Source organism: Metasolibacillus sp. FSL K6-0083, assembly GCF_038630865.1.
In the GTDB taxonomy this organism is placed as follows: Bacteria; Bacillota; Bacilli; order Bacillales_A; family Planococcaceae; genus Metasolibacillus; species Metasolibacillus fluoroglycofenilyticus.
Window position 1 is genome coordinate 2167840 of record NZ_CP152046.1, and the last position, 23577, is coordinate 2191416.

Sequence of the window (23577 nt, forward strand, 5' to 3'; positions counted from 1 at the left end):
CAGAGAACACCTCTTTTAAAAATGGGATGAATATTGGCTTTAGCAGCGTTATTCTTCACTAAAAGGGAAGCGATGAAAACATTGATTTCAATACAAACAAAATAGACTTTTCGGACAACTCCTCTATCTATTCTATGCACCAACGAAGGCGTTCAAAATGCCGGCTACTGCACGGCATTTTGAACGCCCCTAATTGTTAGTTGCTTAATTGGCTGGAATTGTTCGCCTGTAGCGTAGTATGTCATTGTCACTTCGTCCCCCTGCTCTAAATAAATAGCAAGTGGTACTGCTTCAGAGCTGACTATGAAATTTTGCCCTGTATCTGTTAGTAATGAAACGATTGTAAAGTCACCAACGCGCTCTTTATAGACACGTAGCACCTTTGCTGTAAGCTGTGCTTCCTCAGCGCTAGAAGAACCATCTACTGTACTACCACCACGACTAAGTGCCGCTTTATAAAGCTTTAATGCCTCATTTGGTGTGAAAGCATATGCTGAAATTTCTGGATTAGCAGCAGATACGATAAAGTAATTTTGCAGGAAGCCATTTGAATCTAAAACTGCGGATAGCCAGCTTGCTTCACCGTAGAAGTTATACAAAATCGGCATCTCGCCTTCCCACTCTTTTTCAATAAACTTTTTCTCGATAATTTCAAGCGCACCTTGAGAATCCATATATGATTCTTCCAAATTACCTGTATAATAAGTAGCCTTGCCTGTACGCGCATGTGTCAAAGAGTAACCAAGCATCGAGTCAACACCCTCTTTCGGGCTGGAAAAATCAGTGAAGTAATACATTTCGCCATCCTCCATAAAGACTGGACTCACATTTGCCTCTGTTCCTTCATCCGATGGAATTTTCACATCTTTTTTACCGAATACGCTATTCCAAAAACCATGCACATAATTACCGTAATAGCTGTTTTGTAAGCTAACAGCCTCTGGGGAAATCGCACCATCAATAAATTCAGGTACATCTGCTAAGGCAATTTTTTCAGACTGCCCCGTTTTCGCATCGACCTTAACAATACCTTTTACATCAAAGCCATTACGCGCAGAAATAAAATCACCATATGTGCGAATATAGTATGGTACACCCTCATCATCAATTTCTAGCTGCACATCGCCATAGAAAATAAGTGTTGGGTATTGTAGACGAATATGACGCTCTAAATTTTTATTAAAGTAGGCTGATGGAATATATGCCATTTCATGAGCCATAAATTTTGGATTATCACTTGAATCTGTAGCGCTCATTATGAAATAACCCGGTGTCGTTTTACCATTAAACCACTTAAATAGTCCTGAAAACTCCACTGGTGCAATATAAACAAATTCACCATTGACCTTTTGAATTTGCAGATGTCCTAGCTCATAGTAGCTCGTATTTGGTACTTGACCGAAGGCTTTTCTCATTTTATTTTTCGCAAACTTTGGAGGCACACTTGCAGGTGTTTTCGTTTCGTCAAACGGTTGAATTTCAACTTGCTCCTCCATTTCGGAAGATTGATATTTTTGCTCGGCATTAAAAATTGGGGCTGCTAACAAATAAGCAAGGGCTAAAATTGAAATTAACGTCAACACAGATTTTAGCTTTTGCTCAGCACCTGCCGCAAATAGTGCGCCAACTAATGCAGCTACTGGCGCTACGTATAAAAATACCGTCCAATGTAAATCAACTTTTGAAATATATACCGTTAAAAATGTTAAAATTAAACTACCTAAAAAAACAGAAGTTAAAAGTATACTAAACTGCTTGCCTGTTAATTCGCCCTTTGGTATTTTTTTTGTTAAGGGCACGATTAGAATCGTCACCACAATAGCAGTAATAAGTACCGTTATAAATAATTGTCCCACTATCATCACCTCTAATTTATTTTTACGTATGGGATTGGATGAAAGTTTCATAAAATTACAAAGGGGGTTTTTTAAATGGAAAGAAAAATTATTTTAACATTATTCTCAATCTTCGGTCTTTATTATGTTTTTTTCTTTGATGCCATTCCAGTTTCATGGCAGATGGTTTTTAAGCTAATTCCAATGATTTTACTCATTATTTTAGCGCTACGTTCCCATGGAGAAAAAAGCTACAAATCAATTATTATTGGTGGTCTTATTTTTTGTGCCATTGGGGATTACACATTGCAATGGTTTATCGTTGGCTTATGTAGCTTTTTGATTGGTCATTTATTTTATATTACCGCTTTTAGTAAAACGAATAATCGCCAAACACCCGTTAGCGCCAAAGTTGTGCTAATTATTTACGGCTTGTCGATGATGCTATGGCTTGCCAGCACGATTTTGCGCACAGGCGATGCTGTACTAACTGTTGCGGTTTGCGCATATATAATTGTCATTTTATTAATGGGGTGGACTTCTTTCCGAACAGCTAGTAGCTTTGCTATTATCGGTGCATTTTTATTTATTGCGTCAGATTCCGTTTTAGCCATTAATCGCTTTATTACGGATATTCCTTATGCTCATATTTTAATTATGACAACCTATTATGGTGCACAATTATTTATTGCACTGAGCATCGTTCAATATGCCGCATTACGAAATAAAATGTTACAATAACCTAGAAGCATGATAACAAGGGGGATTATTTCCATGAAAGAACAATTAATCGAACGCTTAATTCGCTATGCGAAAATCGACACACAATCTGATTTCGCAAGTACTACAACACCTTCTACAATGAAGCAATTTGATTTATTAAATATTTTAAAAGATGAGTTAGCAGAAATCGGCTTAACGGATATTACATTAGATGAATACGGCTATTTATTCGCAACATTACCTGCTAACACTGATAAGGATAATGTGCCAACATTGGGCTTCCTTGCACATGTTGACTCAACACCTGATTTCTCAGGTACAAATGTTAATCCACAACGCATTGATAATTACGATGGTGGCGATATTCAGTTAAATGAGCAGCTAGTCATGTCAACAAGCTACTTCCCTAACTTAAAAAACTATATCGGGCAAACATTAATTACAACAGATGGCACAACACTTCTCGGTGCAGATGATAAAGCAGGTATTGCAGAAATCGTGACAGCAATGGAATATTTAGTGCAACATCCTGAAATTAAACATGGAAAAATTCGCGTTGCCTTCACACCAGATGAGGAAATCGGTCGCGGTCCACATAAATTTGATGTAAAAGCATTTGATGCGCAATACGCATATACTTTAGATGGCGGTCCACTTGGCGAGCTTCAATATGAAAGCTTTAATGCGGCAGGCGTTAAAGTTACAACACGTGGCACAAGTGTGCACCCTGGCTCTGCAAAAAATAAAATGGTAAATGCTACGACGATGGCAATCAAATTCCAAAATGAAATGCCTGTAGACGAAGTGCCAGAAAAGACAGAAGGCTACGAAGGCTTTATCCACTTAATGAGCTTTAACGGGCATATTGAGGAAGCTACATTAACATATATTATTCGCGACCACGACCGCGAAAAATTCGAAGCAAAAAAAGCACACTTTATCGAGTCGGCGAAAAAAATCAAGGCTAAGTTTGGTGAAGATGCTATTACAGTAGAAATTGAAGATCAGTACTACAATATGAAGGAAAAAATTGAACCTGTAATGGAAATCGTTGACATCGCTAAAGACGCTATGATAAAGCTTGGCATTACGCCAATTATCGAGCCAGTACGCGGTGGCACTGATGGTTCACAACTATCTTATATGGGCTTACCAACACCGAATATTTTTGCTGGTGGCGAAAACATGCACGGTAAATTCGAATATGTATCAGCAGAAACGATGGAAAAAGCAACAGAAGTTATTTTAGAAATTATTCAGGCATTTGAAGTGCGTGCTTAATTGTAACTGTTAGCTTACTAGGGTGACCTCTAATCTGAGCATAAGGAGCTATCAGAACAGGAATTCCTTTTCTGATAGCCTCAGCTAACTTTCATCCAGATTTTTCGAGCTAATTGGTAAAAATTAACCTAAAATCGTCACATCCTGAGACATTCGCAGAAACATGATATTGGTCAATCAGTCACCTGTGCACGTGTTGCGATAATATTAGACTGAGTTCTTCTTTATCAGCGGACGTCTAGCTATCCATAGAATTAAGAGATTTCTGTATCTGTCGCTACGCTTTCGGTACAAAAAATATTGCTAAAAACGTTAAATATCCGCTAAGGCGTGTCCCAAAATATCTTTTCAGACACGCCCTTTTTCTAAATTTTATATTCTGAATATTCAGTTACAGGGAGGTGCCTAGATTAATGAAGGAAATATTAATAGGTATTATTGCAGCACTATTTTTTGCTTTTACTTTTATTTTGAATCACTCGATGGAACTAGATGGTGGTAGCTGGCTATGGAGTGCTTCCTTGCGCTATTTTTTTATGCTGCCATTTTTAATTGCTATCGTCCTCTATCGCAGAAATTATCGGCAACTACATAATGAAATGAAGGCACATCCTCGCCAGTGGTTACTGTGGAGCTTCGTAGGCTTCGTATTATTTTATGCGCCTTTAACATTTGCTGCTGCATACGGACCGGGCTGGCTTGTTTCTGGCACTTGGCAATTTACAATTGTAGCAGGTGTATTACTAGCGCCACTTTTTGTTACAGTTATCGCAAATCAAAAGGTACGTCAAAAAATTCCGATGACAGCACTGCTTATTTCATGCATTATACTAATCGGCATATTATTAATACAAATTCCACACGCTAAATCTGTCTCTACAAGCGCCCTTATGCTCGGGATTTTCCCTGTATTAATTGCCGCCTTTGCTTATCCACTTGGTAATCGCAAAATGATGGATGTATGTGGTGGTCGCATTGATACATTCCAGCGTGTACTAGGTATGACTATTGCATCCTTGCCTGCTTGGATTATAATGGCGATATACGCGCTTATAACTGTCGGTCTGCCGTCAGGTAATCAAATTTTTCAATCACTGCTTGTTGGAGTAAGCTCAGGTGTTATCGCCACTACATTATTCTTTATCGCCACTGACCGTGTGCGTGACAATCAAGGAAAACTTGCTGCTGTAGAGGCAACACAATCAACTGAGGTTGTCTTTGTTATTATTGGTGAAATGCTACTTTTAGGTATTCCCCTTCCAACACCAATTGCGCTGATGGGGCTAGCTATTATTATTATCGGTATGCTGCTACATAGCTATCATACAATGCTCGTTGCAAAGCGCACGGGCATATCTGTAGAGTGAGGTTTTGTTAATACACTCAATTCGACTAAAATGGGAAACGATATGGGTATAAAGTAGACTTTCAGTTCACGGGGAATAAGGAATTTTATACTTTCCTAGACAAAAAAAAAGCCGATCCTATGGCTAGGGACCGGCTCAAATTGGCTCTCACAAGAGAAGCTTTGAAGAAAATATAAAGGGTAAAAAAAATTTACGTTCTAAAATGAGGGGGGGTAGAACGTATTTTGAACTAGCGAACTTCTGGAGAAAAGTAGCTAAAGTTCAAGCTCATAAGCACTGTATTGCATATGAGTAATGCTTACAATGATAATGATAATCGTTTTCATTTAACTTGTCAACATTATTTATTGATTTTTATTTTCGTTGTAGAAAATGTTATGATATATGAAAAAAGGTGAGTCTATGCCCGCATTATCCTATGATCAAATACGACAATTAAATTCCTATAGTATTTATACAGAAAATCCTGAACGCCCCTTATTTACGCTTGCTAATTTACAAAAGGATTTTTATTTAACAGATTTCCGCAATTTAATGATGGGAATAACACAGGCGGCAACTGAAACAGCCGCTATTTCTCATTTCACTCGCCGCTATGGCATGTTTGTAGCTATGCAATTTTATATGCTTGCAACCTATGACGAGGTTTGGGATGGAAAACTAGAAGATATTCGCTTTGCACTTGTACATGAGTACGGTATCAATACACTTGGTACATTTATTACAGCAAATGATTTTCGCTATGTGGAAGACAACGAGCGTGAGGCCGTTATCCAAAAAATCTTATACAAACAAACTTTTGAAATTATACAGCAGTTGCGTAAAACAACTTCTATTTCTCCCCTTGTGATGTGGGAAAATATTTTTGGCTATCTCATATGGCATTATCACACATTACTTGAAAACCCAGCACTGGCTGACCGAGCATATGAGGACTTAGAAATACTTGAAGGAACAAAAGTATGGAGTTATATTGCAGATAAATCTCTCTTTTTAAATTATACAGGCGGCAAGCACCCTTCTCAGTTGCTAAATGTCCCCGTGCGCAAAAGCTGCTGCCAATCAAAGGACATTCCCGGTTTAATGGCTTGTGGATTTTGTCCATTGAAATAAATAAGGCGCCAGAAAAGCAGTGCTATGCACGCTTTTCTAGCGTTTTCCACTGAAATCAGCCTTTTTGGATAATTCTTATGAGCGAATCTGGTTATTTTATGAGCGAATTTCTCTCCTTTGTGAGCGAACTGTGTCTTTTAACCTACCAAATTGAACAAACCATTCCTCCCCACGCTTTTCAATCGCTATACCTATATAGCCATCGCGTAAAGCTTGCTGCTGTGCCTCCACATCGCCCATTGCAATAACAAGCTCCCCGCCTGTAAATGACTGTTCTTTATGTAAAGGCTTCGCCATCACGTAGCGCAGTTTTCCACCATATTTATATTTCAGTGCACGAATATATATATTTTGCACAAGTTTATCCTTTAGGCTTGCAATATTATAAGGCTTCACCGTAGCGCAAACCCAATCATACTTCGCCATATCCACCTGTGTCATTACGATAGTTGCTAATGTTTGCTGCAAACCATACCCACGAAATTTGGGATGTATAAAAGAAATTTCCTGATAAAGCACACGCGCTAAATTTTTCGCACCAACATCCAGCCCCAAGTGCTCCTTTTCCTCTACATCCGGCTCCAATAAAGCACGAACTGCAATAAGCTGGCTGTCAGCAAATGCCCCAATCATTATGCCATTGCCATTTAAAATATATAATAACTCTTCCTTACTAAGAGGCTGTAAAATTGTCTTATCCTCAAGCGCATCACAAACCATCTGCTGTAGCATCTCGATTTCAGCTAGTTGCTCTGCCGCCAGACGCTCTACATAAAACTCATGTTTTCCTAATTGCCCTTTATAAAGCATTATGTCACCACACCGTTCTGTTTTTCTAAACTTCTTTATTCTGCATTAACAAGCTAGTAAGCACGATTCGTTCGGCTAACAACCAGTGGAAATCATGCGAAAGCTTCCACAGATTGAAGTTTCATTTTATTATAGCGCAAACAAAAAGGTGCTGTCCAAAAAGCCGTGCATAGCCGGCATTTTGGACAGTAGCGATGATGTTTCACAAAATGTTGATTCATATAAACAGAAAACGCCTCTTTTAAAATGAGATGAATATTGGCTTTAACAGTGTACTCCTTCAGTAAAAGCGAAACGATGAAAACATTTATTTCAATGTGGTGTCAAAATAAAATGGACTTTTTAGGAAGTTACTGAAAAAGTGAATTGTCTCGAAAAATTCTGATGTAATTCTGACTTTCATGTAGATTAAGTCCAAAAAAATCAAAGTTATTCACAATTTTTTTTGAGAATTACTAGTTTTTCAGTGCCCTCCTTTCGGACAACGCCTTTTTTATAAGCCCGTAAAGAAACCTGCTGGATAGTGCTCATAAGTATCGCACTCTTTAAAAGCGTCCATTTCCTCATTACGTTCTAGCTCAAACTCTTCGTCTAATAAATATGTCTCAAGATTAGAGGTTAAGATTTTTCCCATCCACAACACCCTTCCTTTTAAAGAATTTTCTGATTATTGATATAATACTATGCTGCTTTTTCATGTGCAAGTCATTAATTCATTATATGCATAAAAAGCATAAAACCTATCCCTTAAAGAGATAGGTTTTATGCTTTTATACCTAGGTTTGCTTAATCAATTACGCCGAGGTTGCAATAAAAGTCTAAGCTTTAACTTGTGCTACTCCTCCACCTTTATTTTTTGTCATGATTTGAATAGCAACCATAATACCAAATACAACTAATCCAGAAATATCCGAAATTGATTCTGGGTAAACCATTGCTAGCCCAGCAACAATAGCAATGATTCTTTCAATCCAATATAATTTTCTATACCAATAGCCAATAACACCTGCACCGATTGCAATCATACCCATTATAGCTGTAAATACTACCCAAACAATTTGTAAAATTGTTACATCAATCATTAATAGCGCTGGTGAGAACACAATCATATATGGAATAATGAATGCCGCTATCGCTAGCTTCGCAGAGTTAACACCAGTTTTGATAGGGTCTCCTCCCGAAATACCTGATGCTGCAAAGGCAGCAAGGGCTACAGGTGGTGTAATATCCGCTATAATACCAAAATAAAACACAAAGAAATGCGCTGATAATAATATAACTACTGGCACTAACTCTTGTGGTGTATTTGGCGCTAATAATGCGATAATTGCTGGTGCCGCAATCGTTGATGTAATAACATAGTTAGCTGTTGTTGGTGCACCCATTCCTAAAATAAGCGATGCAATCATAACAAATATTAATGTCAGTAAAATACTACCACCAGCTAATTTTACTAAACTGTTTGCTAATGATAAGCCTAACCCTGTTTTTACAACAACGCCTACAATAATTCCCGCACAAGCTGTCGCTGCCACAACACCAAGCGCTGTACGCGCCCCATCAACTAAAGCATCTAAAATATCAAGAGGACCTAAGCGTGTATCTTTATTAAACATGCCAACTAGAATACAAGCAAGCACTCCATACAATGCTGCATGCATAACTGGTACGCCTACTAGCATTAGGACAATAATTAAAACGATTGGCAATAATAAATAAATTTTCTTGAATACTTCTTTACGATTAGGCAATTCCTCGTCCGTAAGACCTCTCAGCCCTAATCGCTTTGCCTCAAAATGTGTCATAATCCAAATACCTGTAAAGTAAAGCAATGCAGGGATAGCTGCTGCTTTCGCAATATCCCAATATGTTACACCTCGTCCGATAAACTCAACCATTAAAAACGCTGCGGCTCCCATAATCGGTGGCATAAGTTGACCGCCAGTTGAAGCAGATGCCTCTACAGCACCAGCAAACTCCTTTTTATAGCCAAGTTTTTTCATCATTGGGATTGTATAAGACCCCGATGTAACTACGTTCGCTACAGAAGAGCCTGAAATTGTCCCCTGCAATGCAGATGAGAAAATTGCGACTTTTGCCGGACCACCTGTTAGCTTCCCTGCCAGCGACACAGCTAAATCGTTAAAATATTGACCTACTCCTGTTTTCACAAGAAAGGCTCCGAATAATAGGAAAACGAAAATAAATGTTGCCGATACACTAATTGGTGTACCTAAAATTCCATCAGTCGAATAAAACATTAAATTGACAATACTTTCGATGCTTTGCCCTCTGTGCGCCATAAAATTCGGCATATACGGTCCAAAATAAGCATACAACAAAAAAAGTGAGGCAATAATTGTGATTGGCAATCCTACTGCACGTCTAGCAGCCTCTAAAACTAGCAAAATCGCTAAAAGACCAACAATAAAATCCGTTTGCTCTAATCGACCTAAGCTTTGTACTAAACGCTCGTAATTAATCGTCCAATAAGAGCCTACTAAAATCGCAATAATTGCTAAAATATAATCATAATACGGTATTATATCCTTACGTGATTTACGCCTAGCTGGAAACAATAAGAAAATAAATGTTAGACCAAAGCCTAAGTGTATCGTACGTTGAATTTGAGCCGGAAACAAACCAAATATAGCTGTATATAATTGAAATAAAGAAAATATTAATAATCCTGCATAAATAACATATTTAAACATACTGGAAATATTGCGCGTGTTTGATTCAATATCGTATTTCTCTAGTAGCGCTTGTTGGTCCTCTGCCGAGAGTTGCTCAAAACCTTCATTTTGAACAACAGGCTCTTTATTATTTTCTTTCTCCATACAATCGTACTCCTTTCATTTTTTCATATAGTGAAAGTTTTTTAACTTCAAATAAATAAGATTTCCCTCTTACTAACTGTTGCTTCAAATCTACATAATTAGATTGATAAATTAGTTGTAACGAAGCATCTATATTCGCCACAAATAAATTAAAGTTAGGTAGTTTCGCATTATCATAGGAAAGAATATAAACACCATTATCGTATGTTAATGTTTGCCCCTCTTCCGCGTATCCGGGCATACCGATAGCCACATCCTCATATTGCATTGATAAAAGACGCAATTCATTATTAGATAATACTTCATATGATTCAATAACATCTGTTTTATGAATAGAATGTGTAAATAAAATTTGAAACTCTCGCTCTTGATACAATGGTAAATAATACATTTTAACCTTATCTACTTTTGTTTCGGTAAATATTAAAGCACTTTCGAATGGTATAAAAAAAATAATGAGCAGTATACCACCAATAACAAATAAGTACCATTTTTTCATAATAGATACCTTTCAATAAGAAAAAGGCTCTGAAGCACTACGCAACAGAGCCTTCTTTCAGATTAGTTGTTTACTTCATCAAAATATTTTTGAGCACCTGGGTGCACTTCAATTCCAATACCGTCTAATCCACTTTCAGCTTTGATAAACGCACCTTTTGCATGACTAATTTTATCTGTATTATCATAAATTGCTTTTGTCATTGCATACACTAAATCTTCCGGTAAATCTTTTTTAACTGCAAGCATTGCTCCTACTGATACCGCAGGGATTTCTTCTTTTAAGCCATATGTGCCGGCTGGGATTGCATCCTTTGCGTAATATGGATATTTCGCAATTAATTCATCAGCCTTATCAGCTGTTACAGGAATAATATATACACCATTTGTTGCATTTAAAGATTCTACAGCACCTGTTGGATAACCAGCTGTAATAAATGCTGCATCAATTTGCCCTGATTGAATACCATCTGTTGATTCACCAAAGTCTAAATTTTGTGGCTTAATATCAGCCATTGTTAGACCATGTATTTCAAGTAATTGCTCAGCATTTGCATAAGTACCTGAACCAGGTGCCCCTACTGATACTTTTTTACCTTTTAAATCTTCATATGATTTAATACCAGAGTTAGCCAATGTTACAAGCTGCACCGTTTCAGGATATAAAGCCCCTAAAGCAGATACAGAATCAATCTTCTGACCTTCAAACATTAGCGTACCTTCTGTTGCATAATAGGCAATATCCGTTTGTACGAAAGCGATTTCACCTTCACCATTTTGCAGTGCTGTCATATTCGCAGCAGACGCTTGAGAAACCTCTGCTGTTGTTTTTACACCTGTTTCAGTCGTAATCAAATCAGCAAACGTTCCACCTAGTGGATAGTAGGTACCTTGCGTACCACCTGTTAAAATAGATACAAAATCTACATCAAATGATGGCTTTTCCCCATTATTTGTCCCCGTACTTTCTTTGTTGCCTTCATTATCACTGCCACACGCAGCCAACATAAGTAAAGCAACACTTATAATTGTTAATAATATACTCTTTTTCCTCATTATTAACATAACCCCCCTCTTTTGTTAATCACTATACATTTTACAGAGCGCAATGGGAGTTGTCAAACTAGTCTGTTAATATGTACATAGGGGCGTCCGAAAAGCCGTGCATAGTCGGTATTTTGGACGCTGATGATGGTGTTTCAGCAAAATGTTTGCTCCTCTAAAATAGAGAGAGCTTTCTTTGAAAATGCTAGGAACACAGGATTTAGCGGTGTTTCCCTAAAATGAAAGAGAAGAAGCTAAAATCCCCTTTTTAGACAGCTACGCTTTATTGAATCACGCCACAAGCAATACGTGCTCCAGAATTACCCGAAGGATCTGTTTTATAGTCATCTGCATTTTCATGAATAATAATCGAGCTACCGTCTTTATCGAATAAGGAGTTTTCATGCCCCTTCATTAATGTGACAAGCTTCGTTGTAAATTCTAATTGTGCTGTACCATCTTCCTCTACTTCTAAATTCGGTAAATCTCCTGCATGTGGTCCTTGTGGATTCTCGATACCATGTTTCTTATGCTCAGGATTAAAATGTGCACCTGCTGATTCGAAGGTTGGGGCATCGCATTTTCCTACCTCATGAATATGAATAGCATGTGTGCCCGGTGGTAAACCGTGCAATTCAGCAAATAGCTCTACCCCTTCCGCCACTTCCTTTAATGTGACCTTTCCAACACTTTCGCCTTTGCTATTCATCATTTCAGCAATAGCTGTAGCAGAGCTCGGTGCATGAACAGGTACTTCCTCCTCTTTCTTTGTTTGAAAAAGTGAACAACCTGACAATAGCAAAATCGTGCTAAGTATGATTATTTTATACATAGTTATCCCTCCTGCTTTTATTGTTACCAAAATAGCTGGTTCTTTATTCAAACTAAAACATATAATGTTCAGTCCGATATAAAAACAAAGGAGGGGTTATAATGGAAATTAATTCAATTATGTCAAGCCAACTCGCACAGTTACAGCAAACATTGCAAATGTCTATTTTAGACAAAACTTTGAATGCTGGTGCTGGCGTTGTTGAAATGCTAGCAGAAATGCCCGCCCCTGTTGCTGAACATCCGTATAAAGGTCAACTATTTGACGCACAGGTGTAAAGGCTAAAATTTTAAAAAGCGTAAGAAACCCATTGCAAAATGGTGATTTCTTACGCTTTTTTTAGGGGTGTTATTAATTGGACGTTTGTCGACTTTCACTTTTCAACGTTTCTAACTTTTTGCGTAAAGTGCGCATTGCCCGAAATGACACTTTGCATATACTTTCATCAGCCATCGTCACCGTGCGTTCTTTTGCATTGATTTCCACAACATGCTGTAAATTGATAATATAGCTCGTATGACAGCGATAAAAACGTTCATCTATCTTTTCTAATTCCTGCATCGAACCATAAAATTCATAATAATGATTTTTGGCATAAAGTTCGATTTTATGTACTTGACTAGACGTTGTAAAAAAATAAATATCAGCATATGGAATATTGATAATGCGTTTGTCTACCTTTAATTGATAGACATTCGCCTGCTCCTGCTGCCCTAGCTTCTGATATTTTTCAAAAGCTGCACGAATGACCTTTTGCAATTGCATAGCCATTTTCTCTTGCGTGTCTTTGACAATATAATCAAGTGCCTCTAGCTGATACTTAAAAACCAACCGCCACTGCTCCGCATCTGTCGTTACAAAAACGATGCTCGCCAAAGGATTGTCTTTACGAATTTCATAAGCAACATCTATCCCAGTTAGTTCATGCGATAAATCAATATCTAAAAAGTAGCAATCCACTGGATGGGTAGTTACATAAGCCAGTACCTCATCAGGATTTGCCGTTTCCAATACAATTTCCACACTTGGATTATGAAACATTGCATAGTTTTGCAGTTCCGTATAAATTAAATGTTAGCGTCAAATAAAAAATCATATGGATAATGAATGTTGGTAATAAACAGTCTAATAAAAACGCTACGCTGTACAGTAGCAATAACTTATAGAATTCTTTCAAAATTATACGGACACCATATCGTATTTTCTCCTGCTCTAGTCTCGTATATATTCGTTGTTTAATTAATATATTTGTAATCTTCGCCTCTATCATTTAACAAAATTCTCCCTAATTTTATTATAAACTACAAATATCCATTTTATGTGTGCTATGTTTACGACAATAATTTTAACAGTTTTGAATGGTATTATGTTATGCCATATCAAAAACGTCATAATTATCATCGTAAATGTATTGAAATTATTGGTAAAAACCATTTTTAATAGAAATACATGCGGTTTTGACAATGTACACCTACTTTTAAAAATAGTGTGCTAGAGTAAAATCAGTTTAATGATTCTGACATAATAATTTATTGGATTAATAAATTATTATAAATTGCCGGCATAACATTATTAAGCTATAAAGTAAAATAAAGATAATAATTCGAGGAGATAGTTATGAAATATACAAAAGGATTAATTTTATCTATTGTTTTTGCTATGATTTTTTCTACAATTGGACCAAGTATTTCATTTGCAGTAGAAAATAAAAATGATTTTTTAGACATAAAATCTGAACAATTAGAGACAAATAACTTACTTACCACTGAAGAAAAGATTCAAATTATTGACTCTCTAAATGACTACGAAAGTATTTACATTGATTCCACACAAGTAGAAGCATATGCACTCCCACTTATTCCTGTACTTGTTGGACTCTTAGGACGATCTGGGCTAAACTTTATAATTAAGCAATTCGGTAAAAAGGCAATTCAAGATGCCGTAAAAGATACTAGTAAAAAAATGGCGAAAAAATCTCTTGGGAAAGGTTCTACTGGTAGACAAGTTCCAAATGATTTAGTCGAAGAGATTTTTATGAACCATGTTTTAGATAACCCTCTTTTGGAAGCAGATGAACTTCCTCTTAAATTAAATGATAACCGTTGGCATCACTCATAAGGTTGGATTAAAATGGAAAGGAAATTAAGGACAAATGAAGGCCGAGTTGTCGTCATTCACTTTGTATATAATAAGAAAACTAAGAAGTTTGATGATTTTAAGTTTAAATAAAAACGAAAAGAGTGGTTTCATAGTGAAAAACGAGATAATTGATGAGATTTTAAATGATTGGGTAAGAAAGTTAAACGAAGATGAATTTTATTTTACTCATGCTTTTGAAACTTTAATTGAATCATTTACCTCATATGAAGCTTTTGATTTTATTGAGCTAATGGTTCAAACAATACTAAAGCTAGATAACCCATTCTTAGTAAATCAATTTATATTTTTCACAGGTTGTTTGTACAGCAAGGCTAAAACTACTGAACTTCACCCTGTAATGGAAAAGAATCTACCAGCTATTGAAAAGCACATACTACAATTACAAAATTCAGGCGTACATCGGGAGTGGCAAGAATTAAAAAGAGATTTAAGACTTCCTAGCTAAGTAATCTACTATAATTAAATCTGTAGGCAAACTGAATTTATAGGGAAGGTCCTTTTCTAGGATGGACTGTAATGACTTCATTCTACTAAGAAGGGGGCTTCTTTTTTAGTAGGAGATTTTTCATTTACACAAAAAATAAATTACTATTACCTGAGGAACTTTTAGAACAAATATATAAACAAAACTTTGCGAATATTACTCATCCAAATGGAGGAGATAAATCTTTTATTACACTTCATCCTCATGATTTCAGTCTAAATCAAATTATATTCAGCATATCCCTTGAAAGAGATACCACCTATCATGGAGCTAAAATTTTCACCCTATCTCGTGAGGAATTTCTAAAGACATTATATGATGCGCTATTTGTTTATTATCAATAGACAAAATAGTCAGCGTTTCAACATCTATAAATGTTCATTTAAGGAATCGGCATATTAGGCTGGTATATTACTTTCACTGTACCCCCGTTGTAAAATAATTCAATATGGAGGAGTGATTTCCTTGTTTACTATCCAAACATGGGTGTCCGATCAATGGCATAGCGATCCTGTACCTATTAAGGAAATTGACCGGCATTATTGCCTATTTGATGACCCTAAAAATCATGATTTTATTTGGGATGTATTAGTTGAACGACAGGCGATTCTATTTGGCTTTGTGCAAATTCATTACAATGGACAGGAACTTATCGGACAAGAGATGTTTTCGCAAATTCTTATTACTTGGCATTACTATGAAGAAATTCTAAAGCAAATGCATAAACAAAATTTTGCGAGCGCTACGCAACCCGAGGGAGGAGATGAGCCTGTTATTACGGTTCGTCCACATAATACAGACTCCAATCAAATTATACTTGAAGTATTTCCTGAAAGAGAGATATCACACAAATACTACAAAAACTTTATTTTACCTCGTAAAGAATTTTTAAAGGCACTTTACGATGCATTGATTGCTTATCATCAAACTGACCTTCAATTCTATGTTGTAGATGAGCATAAACAGGCAGCAAAAAGACATATTCACTCTTTACTGAATCAACGCCTATATTAGCCAAAATCTAACTGCTTTCTGAGTAGTTGGATTTTAGTTAATCTATTCGAAGATTGGCATTTTACTAAAAATGCTGTAATTATCAAATACATTATCTTTACTAAAAGGGGGAAATCATGGGATTACCAACTATAATTTTAATTTTAGTATTAAGCAACTTAATTATTTACTTCTTTTTATTAAGAAGATTTATTAATTTCCAATTAATTGATAAAGGGAATTTAAAAGTCATTAGAACCAATCGAATTTTAACACTCCTTTTTATGATAGCTTTAATCATTCAATATATCTATTTCGAGGTATTTGCAGAAACGCTATTTTTCTTTTTAATTGTTAGTTCCATTGTAAATTTACTTTTTTCGATTAAAATTAATAAAGCATCCAAAGAGTATCTATTTTTTATAAACAACCTTATCTTTGGTATAGTTAGTCTAATAATATTATTCATTTATTAACCTTGTATCACCTTTTTAAAAGGAAGGAGTGATTTCCTTGTTTACTATCCAAACATGGGTGTCCGATCAATGGCATAGCGATCCTGTACCTATTAAGGAAATTGACCGGCATTATTGCCTATTTGATGACCCTAAAAATCATGATTTTATTTGGGATGTATTAGTTGAACGACAGGCGATTCTGTTTGGCTTTGTTCAAATTCATTACAATGGACAGGAACTTATCGGACAAGAGATGTTTTCCCAAATTTTTATTACTTGGCATTATTATGGGGAAATTTTAAAAGAAATGCATAAACAAAATTTTGCGAGTGTAACACAACCTGAGGGAGGGGATGAACTTGTCATTGCGGTTCGTCCACATGATACGGATTCTAGTCAGATTATACTTGAGATATTCCCCGAGAGAGGAATATCTCACAAAGACTACAAAATCTTTATTCTACCTCGTAAGGAATTTTTAAAGGCGCTCTACGATGCATGGATTGCTTATCATCAAACCGACTATCTGTTCTGTTTTACAGAAGACCATAAACTGTCGAAAAAAGAGCGTATTGATTCATTATTAGCTAAGAAACTATATTAAAAATAGATAGAGCCGGTTTACTTTATCGTTCAACAGCTTGTGGAGAAAAGAATATTAAGTAAACTATCATTTTTAGAATAAGGGAGATTCATCAAAAAATGTGCTAAAAGCCAACTATGGCCTTTAACACATTCTCTATTTTTTCAATGGGCACACTAAACAGTAAGGCATGCCCTCTTCTTTTTTCTCCAGCTGATAGTAGCGACAGCATGTTTTGCGAACAGCTTTATTTATATGAATATATTCTCGAATTGGATTTGTTAAACCAGCAATCGGGCGTGAAAGCTCTTCAGCAATTTCCTCTAGGCGCTCTTGCTCATAAGAGACACTCTTTTTTTCAAGTGCCGCATTTATTCGCACCGCAATATTTTCCCACAATATACGACGGTTAATTTTATAGTCCATAGCTAAAATATCTACAATATTTGCTAGATGCTCCTGTAGCAAATATTTTTTCCAGCAGTTCATTTGTGATAGCTTCTCTCCCTCACTTATTTGCAATGTAAAGGTAGCTGTATCAAAATATGCCGCATCTAACCAATTGCTTTTCCCCTGCTGTAGCTCGTAATAATCTACACAGGCAGCTGCAGTCAGTACCGCATAGCGTTTAATAAATAAGGACGCTGAAATTGCCATGGAATCAGTTTGTAAATAGTCTGCATACTGCTTCACAATTTGCTCAAGCACCGCCTGATTTTCTAGCTCCTTTATTGGTAAGCCCTGTGCTTGTTCCACGAAGGCAACTCCATAAGCCTGTAAATTCATTTAATATGCCGACCTTTTCCATTTGGAATACATAAAGGTGTACCGAAATAAGGATCTTTTTGTATGATGGATTTCAATTGAAATATTTCCTCCACCATTTGCGAGGTCACAATTTCCTCTGGGGCACCTTCGATTGCCACTTTTTTATTATGGATAGCAACTAAATGGTCTGCATAGCGGCATGCTAAGTTTAAATCATGCAATACCATGACAACTGTTCGCTTTGATTCACGATTTAGCTCAAATAAAAAGTCTAACAGCTCGATTTGGTGCGTCATATCTAAATAAGTTGTTGGCTCATCTAATAATATAATGGGTGTTTCCTGCGCTAAAGTCATCGCAATCCACGCACGCTGTCTTTGTCCACCTGACAAAGCATCTACGGGTCTGTCCTTTAGAGCTAATAATTGTGTAGCCACTAATGCCTGCTCCACTAACGTTTCATCCTTCTTTGACCATTGCTGAAACCAGCTTTGATGTGGATAACGCCCCTGTTTAACTAGCTGCTGCACTGTAATACCTTCAGGGGCAACTGGACCTTGAGGTAAAATGGCAAGCTGTTTCGCAATTTGCTTTGTCGACATTGAATGAAGCTTTTGTGCATCAAGTAAAATTTCTCCCGAAGCTGGATTTAACAATCTTGCTAATGAGCGTAACAGTGTCGATTTACCACTTCCGTTTGCCCCAACTAACACCGTAATTTTTCCAAGTGGTATATCAAAATCTAAGCTATCAATAATTGTTTGATTGCCATACTGTAATGTAAGACCTTTCGTCTGAAGTCCTTGCATTGTAAACCTCCTATCGATTGTGCTTTCTGAATAACAAAAAGATGAAAAACGGTGCGCCAATTGCAGCGGTAAAAACACCAGCAGGAATATCGAGTGGCAAAAACACTGTTCGAGCAATCAAATCTGCTATGAGTACAAGCAATGCACCAATAATTGCTGTAATCGATATTAGACCGAGGAATGAACGACCTACTAATCGACGGGCAATATGTGGAGCCATAAGCCCTACAAATTCTATTCCCCCAACAAAAGCTGCCGCACTACCTGCTAGAAATACAGCACATGCTAAAAATAAAAAACGTTGGCTTTGCAGACGGATACCTGTACTAATTGCTACATCGTCACCTAACTCCGTAACATTCATACTGCGCCCAAGTAGGAAGATTACTGGAATTGGGATTAAGAGCCAAAGAATAAGCGATTGCACGTCCCCCCATGTCTTAGCATATAGGCTACCTGTTAACCAAATATACGCCTTTGATGCAATATATGTATTACTGTAAACGAGCAAAAACGTAATACCTGACTTTAAAATGGCTGAAATACCGATACCGATTAGTACTAGACGAATAGGTGTGACACCTTTATTCCATGATAACAAATAAATAATAATAGCTGTTACAAGTCCACCGCCAATCGCAGCTAACGGCAAAAAGGAAATGCTAATAACACCAGTCGCTAACGTCAAAAATAACACTGCACCGAATGAAGCTCCACTAGTTATCCCAATAATATCAGGTGAAGCTAGTGGGTTACGAACAATACTTTGCAATATGAGCCCTGATACACCAAGTGCACTTCCTACTAAAATAGCTAGCAGTACGCGAGGCAATCGCAATGATTCAATGACAAATTTGAATTCATCTGTTTGATTAAAAAGTTGACTTAGCACATTCATTGGAGAAATCCAATTGCTTCCCGCTGAAAGGCTTAGCATAAAAATAATAAATAATAGCAACAAACCAATAATAAATGTAACAAGCCATTTTTTAGACAGTTGAAAGGATATCTTATTTTGAAACAAACGCAAATTCCAATACTTCATTGTTTCGACACCCCTTTTTTAGCTAAGTAAATGAAAAATGGTCCGCCAATAAATGCTGTCATGACACCAATAGGCACTTCCATAGGGCTAATTAAAAATCGAGCTAAAACATCTGCAGCAATTAATAATCCAGCTCCGACGCAGGCTCCATATGGTATCACCCAGCGATAATCATTGCCGACTAAACCTTTCGCAATATGCGGGACAATTAAACCAATAAAGCCGATTGAACCGACAATCGCTATCGAACCACCTGCTAATACAATGATTAAAATACCTATTAATAGCTTTAAAATCGCAACATTTTGCCCAAGACTTTTCGCCACATCATCACCTGAGCTAAAAATATTCAGTGCCTTGCCCATAAAGCCACTAACAATAATTGCAGGAATCAGCAATGGTAGTACATCAAACAGCATGCTCAAATCTCTACCGGCTATTGAACCTGATAACCAAAATAACACAGTTTGAATGGATTGTTCATCAAGAACAAGCATCCCTTGTGTAAATGAAATAAAAAAAGCAGATAATGCAGTACCAGCCAATATTACTTTCATCGGTGTAACGCCTTCATGCCCAATATTACTTAAAAGGAACACCCCAACTGCTGCCACTGCTGCACCTAAAAATCCAAACCACATATATTGTGTGAGTGATTGCATATTTAACCAAGTTAATGCAAACACAATAAAGAAAATAGCGCCTGCATTAATACCTAATAAGTCTGGGGCTGCTAATGGATTGCGCGTTAAGGATTGAATTAAAATACCTGCAATCGCTAATGAAGCTCCTACTGTTAATGCGATTGTTGCACGGGCAAGTCTACTTGTCGCAATAATTAAATGCGCTTCATTATTCGGATCATAATTTGTGATAACCTCTAATGCAAGTGAAAACGATATGGAGGTTTGCCCCATAGCAAGACTACAATAATAAAGAATTCCTACTAATCCAATTAATATCAGTAAGCCAACGGTTTTAAGTTGTGTGGAATATAACATAGCATACCCTCTTCAAATAATGAAAAAATGGCGCTGCCTGCAAAAGTAATACCTTTTCAGGCGACGCCTACTTCTACATTAAATATTTGCTAAAAAATAAATTGCCACTATCCTCGTCGCAAAATTACTTTTTAGACGGCTCCTTCTCTATTATTTTTCAAGATCAAAATGTGTATATAATTCATCTAACATTAAATTAGCTGCCTTTAAACCACCCGCAAGGTTCCAGATGATTTCATTTACTGTAAACACTTGATTATTTTTTACTGCATCTAAGTTTGCATAAAGAGGATGCTTTGTCCATTCCTCATGTGTACTCTTTACAGCTGCATCATCCTCCATGAATTGGAAAATAACATCTGCATCCATACTTGAGATGGACTCCTTATCTGTAAGCTTTACAATTTCTAGGTTTTGTCCAACTAAATTTTTCGGCTCAGTAAAACCAAGCTGTGTTAAAATCGAGCCGGCAAAGCCTTGTACATAAATACGAGCATGATCAGCGCGATAGTTTGTTACTGCTACGCTAAGCGGGAAATTCCCTTTTGCTGTGATTTTTTCTTTGAAATCAGCAATACGTGCATCCCAAGCTGTCATTAATTCTTTTGCCTTTTCCTCTTCATTTAAAGCTTTCCCAATAAGCTCTGTTGTTTCACGAATATCGTATAAAGTCGTATTCACAATAGTTGGTGCTATTTGAGAAAGTTGCTCATAAATTTCCTCATGACGTACTTGTGTAGCAATAATTAAATCCGGTTGTAAAGCAGCAATTTCCTCTAGATTTGGCTGTGTTTCTTGACCAACAATCTTTACATCTCCAACCTCCGCTTTAATGTACTCATATATCGGCGGCTCTGCCCACGATTCAACAGCACCAACGGGCTTCACACCAAATTGTGTAAGTGTATCCGTTGCACCTTGGTATAGCGTAATAATTTTTTGCGGCTTACCTTTAATTTCTGTTGTACCTAGTACATGCTCAATTACACGCACAGACTCTTCGGCTGTTTCCTTCTCTGCAGATGTACCTTCTTCCTTCTCCGTAGACGCAGCCTCTTCCTTATTTTCTGTATTGCCACATGCCGCTAAAACTAGCAATGTAGCAATTATAGTTATTAATAAAAAGCCTAGATTTTTTTTCATTTCTTCATCTCCTAAATGATATTGAAACTCATTACTATTAAATAATAATCTAATTGATTATCATTTTCAATGAGAAATATTAATATTACTAAAACTTTTTATCTATTCCTTTTAAAAGATTAAAAACAGACATGAAAAAACCGTCTAGAAAATTTTCAACTTCTAGACGGTCTTACTTTTATAATACTTTTCCCAAAAACGCCTTCGTTCTGTCGCTTTTAGGATTACCAAAAAGCTCGTCTGGTGTGCCTTCCTCAACGATAAAGCCACCATCCATAAAGACAACACGGTCGCCTACTTCGCGTGCAAAGCCCATTTCATGTGTTACGACAACCATTGTCATTCCTTCTGCTGCTAGATTTTTCATTACATCCAACACTTCCTTTACCATTTCTGGGTCAAGGGCAGAGGTTGGCTCGTCAAATAGCATCGCCTTTGGCTTCATCGCAAGCGCGCGCGCAATCGCCACACGCTGCTGCTGACCGCCAGAAAGCTGCTCTGGATAGTTATAGGCTTTGCTGTCTAGCCCTACTTTCTTCAATAGCTCATGAGCTAGTTTTTCTGCATCTGCACGGCTCAGATTGCGGATTTGCATCGGTGCCATAATGACATTTTCGAGTATATTCATATGCGGGAATAGATTGAATTGCTGGAATACCATCCCTACTTCCGCGCGTATTTCATTAATATTCGTTTTTGGGTCATTGACTTTGACGCCTTCAATATAGACTGCCCCGTCTGTTATTTCTTCAAGTAAATTAATACAGCGCAAAAACGTACTTTTACCTGAGCCTGATGGGCCGATTACACAAACTACTTGTTTCTCTTGTACTTCATAGTCAATCCCTTTTAATACTTCAAGCTCACCGAAGGATTTATGCAAGTTCTCAATTTTAATCATCGTGCTAACCTCCCCTTTGCTTTCCGAGGAATATAGCTATTGCTGTAGCGCTTCTCGATAAATGCAATTCCTTTTGTTGCAGTATATGTGAGTACTAAGTATAAAAATGCTGCAAAAAGATATGGCTCCCATGGTCTAAATGTAGCCCCAGCGATTACTTTGCTCGCATACAAAATATCTGGCGCAGCAATAACCGTTACTAAAGAAGAATCTTTTAACAACGCGATAAACTCATTTCCTAATGGTGGAATCATGCGTCTAAATGCCTGAGGTAAAATCACCTTACGCATCGCCTGCCCCTGTGTTAAGCCAAGCGAACGAGCTGCCTCCATTTGCCCTTTGGCAATACTTTGGATTCCTGCACGGAAAATTTCCGCATTGTAGGCAGCACAGTTTAAAACAAGTGCTGTAATACCAGATACCATATATCCTAATGACTGTCCAAAAAGCGTAGGAAATAACGCTAAGTGGATAATTAAAATTTGCACAAGCATTGGCGTACCACGCACTAAATCAACATAAATTTTACATGGCCAATATAACCATTTTTTCGTCGATACTTGTCCAAGTCCTAATAGCAATCCGAAAATAATCCCGCCACAATAGCCTGCTAAAGTTAAAAGAAGAGTTATGCCGACCCCGCGAATAAACATATCGCGGTAATTCCAAATAACATCCCATTGTAAGTTTAATAAATCCATACCCCTACCTACTTCCTAATAGAAATTACATTTACAAAAGTATTAACTATATAACTCTACTCTCAAAATGACTTATAACCCTTTTTTATACAAGAACTTTTGTAAGTAAAATTATAGAAACCCCTTATACTTTTTTAACATGATATAAAGCTACCTGAAACAGTTATTAAAAGCTTCATTACCTTGAC

25 protein-coding genes are annotated in these 23577 nt (G+C 36.9%); 9 read left to right on the forward strand and 16 right to left on the reverse strand.

Annotation, left to right across the window (positions count from 1 at the left end; genetic code table 11):
* Window positions 1-164: 164 nt before the first annotated feature.
* Window positions 165-1856: a hypothetical protein gene (locus MHB51_RS10075; protein ID WP_342558077.1), complete on the reverse strand. Its 1692-nt coding sequence runs from the start codon at window positions 1854-1856 to the stop codon at window positions 165-167.
* Between the two features lie 75 nt (window positions 1857-1931).
* Between MHB51_RS10075 and MHB51_RS10080 the strand changes: the two genes are divergently transcribed.
* The 4 genes from MHB51_RS10080 (at window position 1932) to MHB51_RS10095 (ending at window position 6319) form a co-directional block, all read left to right on the forward strand.
* Window positions 1932-2576, forward strand: coding sequence for a lysoplasmalogenase (locus MHB51_RS10080; RefSeq protein ID WP_342558078.1), 645 nt, complete (start codon window positions 1932-1934; stop codon window positions 2574-2576).
* A 33-nt stretch (window positions 2577-2609) separates the two neighbouring features.
* Window positions 2610-3839 (forward strand): peptidase T, encoded by a 1230-nt coding sequence (gene pepT / locus MHB51_RS10085; protein ID WP_342558079.1) that lies wholly within the window; start codon window positions 2610-2612, stop codon window positions 3837-3839.
* A 413-nt stretch (window positions 3840-4252) separates the two neighbouring features.
* Window positions 4253-5206, forward strand: coding sequence for a multidrug resistance efflux transporter family protein (locus tag MHB51_RS10090; RefSeq protein WP_066167810.1), 954 nt, complete (start codon window positions 4253-4255; stop codon window positions 5204-5206).
* A gap of 402 nt (window positions 5207-5608) precedes the next feature.
* On the forward strand, window positions 5609-6319 hold the full coding sequence (locus MHB51_RS10095; RefSeq protein WP_066167807.1) for a Fe-S oxidoreductase: 711 nt from the start codon (window positions 5609-5611) through the stop codon (window positions 6317-6319).
* A 96-nt stretch (window positions 6320-6415) separates the two neighbouring features.
* Here MHB51_RS10095 and MHB51_RS10100 read toward each other — a convergent pair whose 3' ends face one another.
* The 6 genes from MHB51_RS10100 to MHB51_RS10125 form a co-directional block, all read right to left on the reverse strand.
* Window positions 6416-7129, reverse strand: coding sequence for a GNAT family N-acetyltransferase (locus MHB51_RS10100; RefSeq protein WP_342558080.1), 714 nt, complete (start codon window positions 7127-7129; stop codon window positions 6416-6418).
* Between the two features lie 493 nt (window positions 7130-7622).
* Window positions 7623-7763, reverse strand: coding sequence for a hypothetical protein (locus tag MHB51_RS10105; RefSeq protein ID WP_342558081.1), 141 nt, complete (start codon window positions 7761-7763; stop codon window positions 7623-7625).
* Between the two features lie 184 nt (window positions 7764-7947).
* Complete coding sequence (locus MHB51_RS10110; RefSeq protein WP_342558082.1) at window positions 7948-9969, reverse strand: TRAP transporter permease; 2022 nt, start codon at window positions 9967-9969, stop codon at window positions 7948-7950.
* Window positions 9953-10468 carry a DUF1850 domain-containing protein gene (locus MHB51_RS10115; RefSeq protein ID WP_066167800.1) on the reverse strand — a complete coding sequence of 172 codons (516 nt, stop codon included), beginning with the start codon at window positions 10466-10468 and terminating at the stop codon, window positions 9953-9955. The genes MHB51_RS10110 and MHB51_RS10115 overlap by 17 nt, the downstream gene beginning before the upstream one ends.
* Before the next feature lie 62 nt (window positions 10469-10530).
* Entirely contained in the window at window positions 10531-11523 is a 993-nt protein-coding gene (locus MHB51_RS10120) for a TAXI family TRAP transporter solute-binding subunit (protein ID WP_342558083.1), read from the reverse strand.
* Between the two features lie 271 nt (window positions 11524-11794).
* Window positions 11795-12343 carry a superoxide dismutase family protein gene (locus MHB51_RS10125; protein ID WP_107941923.1) on the reverse strand — a complete coding sequence of 183 codons (549 nt, stop codon included), beginning with the start codon at window positions 12341-12343 and terminating at the stop codon, window positions 11795-11797.
* A 101-nt stretch (window positions 12344-12444) separates the two neighbouring features.
* Here MHB51_RS10125 and MHB51_RS10130 point away from each other — a divergent pair, with 101 nt between their 5' ends.
* Entirely contained in the window at window positions 12445-12621 is a 177-nt protein-coding gene (locus MHB51_RS10130) for a putative motility protein (RefSeq protein ID WP_066167792.1), read from the forward strand.
* Window positions 12622-12694: 73 nt separating this feature from the next.
* Here MHB51_RS10130 and MHB51_RS10135 read toward each other — a convergent pair whose 3' ends face one another.
* Window positions 12695-13384 carry a LytTR family DNA-binding domain-containing protein gene (locus tag MHB51_RS10135; RefSeq protein ID WP_342558084.1) on the reverse strand — a complete coding sequence of 230 codons (690 nt, stop codon included), beginning with the start codon at window positions 13382-13384 and terminating at the stop codon, window positions 12695-12697.
* Window positions 13374-13613 (reverse strand): accessory gene regulator B family protein, encoded by a 240-nt coding sequence (locus MHB51_RS10140; RefSeq protein WP_342558085.1) that lies wholly within the window; start codon window positions 13611-13613, stop codon window positions 13374-13376. The genes MHB51_RS10135 and MHB51_RS10140 overlap by 11 nt, the downstream gene beginning before the upstream one ends.
* A gap of 347 nt (window positions 13614-13960) precedes the next feature.
* Here MHB51_RS10140 and MHB51_RS10145 point away from each other — a divergent pair, with 347 nt between their 5' ends.
* From MHB51_RS10145 to MHB51_RS10160, 4 genes are all read left to right on the forward strand, one after another.
* Window positions 13961-14461, forward strand: coding sequence for a hypothetical protein (locus tag MHB51_RS10145; RefSeq protein WP_342558086.1), 501 nt, complete (start codon window positions 13961-13963; stop codon window positions 14459-14461).
* A gap of 91 nt (window positions 14462-14552) precedes the next feature.
* Window positions 14553-14948: a hypothetical protein gene (locus MHB51_RS10150; RefSeq protein ID WP_342558087.1), complete on the forward strand. Its 396-nt coding sequence runs from the start codon at window positions 14553-14555 to the stop codon at window positions 14946-14948.
* Between the two features lie 504 nt (window positions 14949-15452).
* The gene (locus MHB51_RS10155) at window positions 15453-16001 is read left to right on the forward strand and encodes a hypothetical protein (RefSeq protein ID WP_342471388.1); all 549 of its coding nucleotides are present in this window, start codon (window positions 15453-15455) and stop codon (window positions 15999-16001) included.
* Window positions 16002-16493: 492 nt separating this feature from the next.
* Entirely contained in the window at window positions 16494-17042 is a 549-nt protein-coding gene (locus MHB51_RS10160) for a hypothetical protein (RefSeq protein WP_342471389.1), read from the forward strand.
* A gap of 135 nt (window positions 17043-17177) precedes the next feature.
* Here the strand turns inward: MHB51_RS10160 and MHB51_RS10165 are convergent, their stop codons facing one another.
* The 7 genes from MHB51_RS10165 to MHB51_RS10195 form a co-directional block, all read right to left on the reverse strand.
* Window positions 17178-17807, reverse strand: a complete 630-nt coding sequence (locus MHB51_RS10165; RefSeq protein WP_342558088.1) for a hypothetical protein — start codon at window positions 17805-17807, stop codon at window positions 17178-17180.
* On the reverse strand, window positions 17804-18598 hold the full coding sequence (locus tag MHB51_RS10170; protein ID WP_342471391.1) for an ABC transporter ATP-binding protein: 795 nt from the start codon (window positions 18596-18598) through the stop codon (window positions 17804-17806). Before MHB51_RS10170 ends, MHB51_RS10165 begins: the two co-directional genes overlap by 4 nt.
* A 10-nt stretch (window positions 18599-18608) precedes the next feature.
* Complete coding sequence (locus MHB51_RS10175; RefSeq protein WP_342471392.1) at window positions 18609-19643, reverse strand: iron ABC transporter permease; 1035 nt, start codon at window positions 19641-19643, stop codon at window positions 18609-18611.
* Window positions 19640-20644 carry an iron ABC transporter permease gene (locus MHB51_RS10180; RefSeq protein WP_342471393.1) on the reverse strand — a complete coding sequence of 335 codons (1005 nt, stop codon included), beginning with the start codon at window positions 20642-20644 and terminating at the stop codon, window positions 19640-19642. The genes MHB51_RS10175 and MHB51_RS10180 overlap by 4 nt, the downstream gene beginning before the upstream one ends.
* 150 nt (window positions 20645-20794) lie before the next feature.
* Window positions 20795-21787 carry an iron-siderophore ABC transporter substrate-binding protein gene (locus MHB51_RS10185; protein WP_342471394.1) on the reverse strand — a complete coding sequence of 331 codons (993 nt, stop codon included), beginning with the start codon at window positions 21785-21787 and terminating at the stop codon, window positions 20795-20797.
* A gap of 178 nt (window positions 21788-21965) precedes the next feature.
* Window positions 21966-22688, reverse strand: a complete 723-nt coding sequence (locus tag MHB51_RS10190; RefSeq protein WP_066167779.1) for an amino acid ABC transporter ATP-binding protein — start codon at window positions 22686-22688, stop codon at window positions 21966-21968.
* Window positions 22685-23389 carry an amino acid ABC transporter permease gene (locus MHB51_RS10195; RefSeq protein WP_066167776.1) on the reverse strand — a complete coding sequence of 235 codons (705 nt, stop codon included), beginning with the start codon at window positions 23387-23389 and terminating at the stop codon, window positions 22685-22687. The genes MHB51_RS10190 and MHB51_RS10195 overlap by 4 nt, the downstream gene beginning before the upstream one ends.
* Window positions 23390-23577 lie beyond the last annotated feature (188 nt).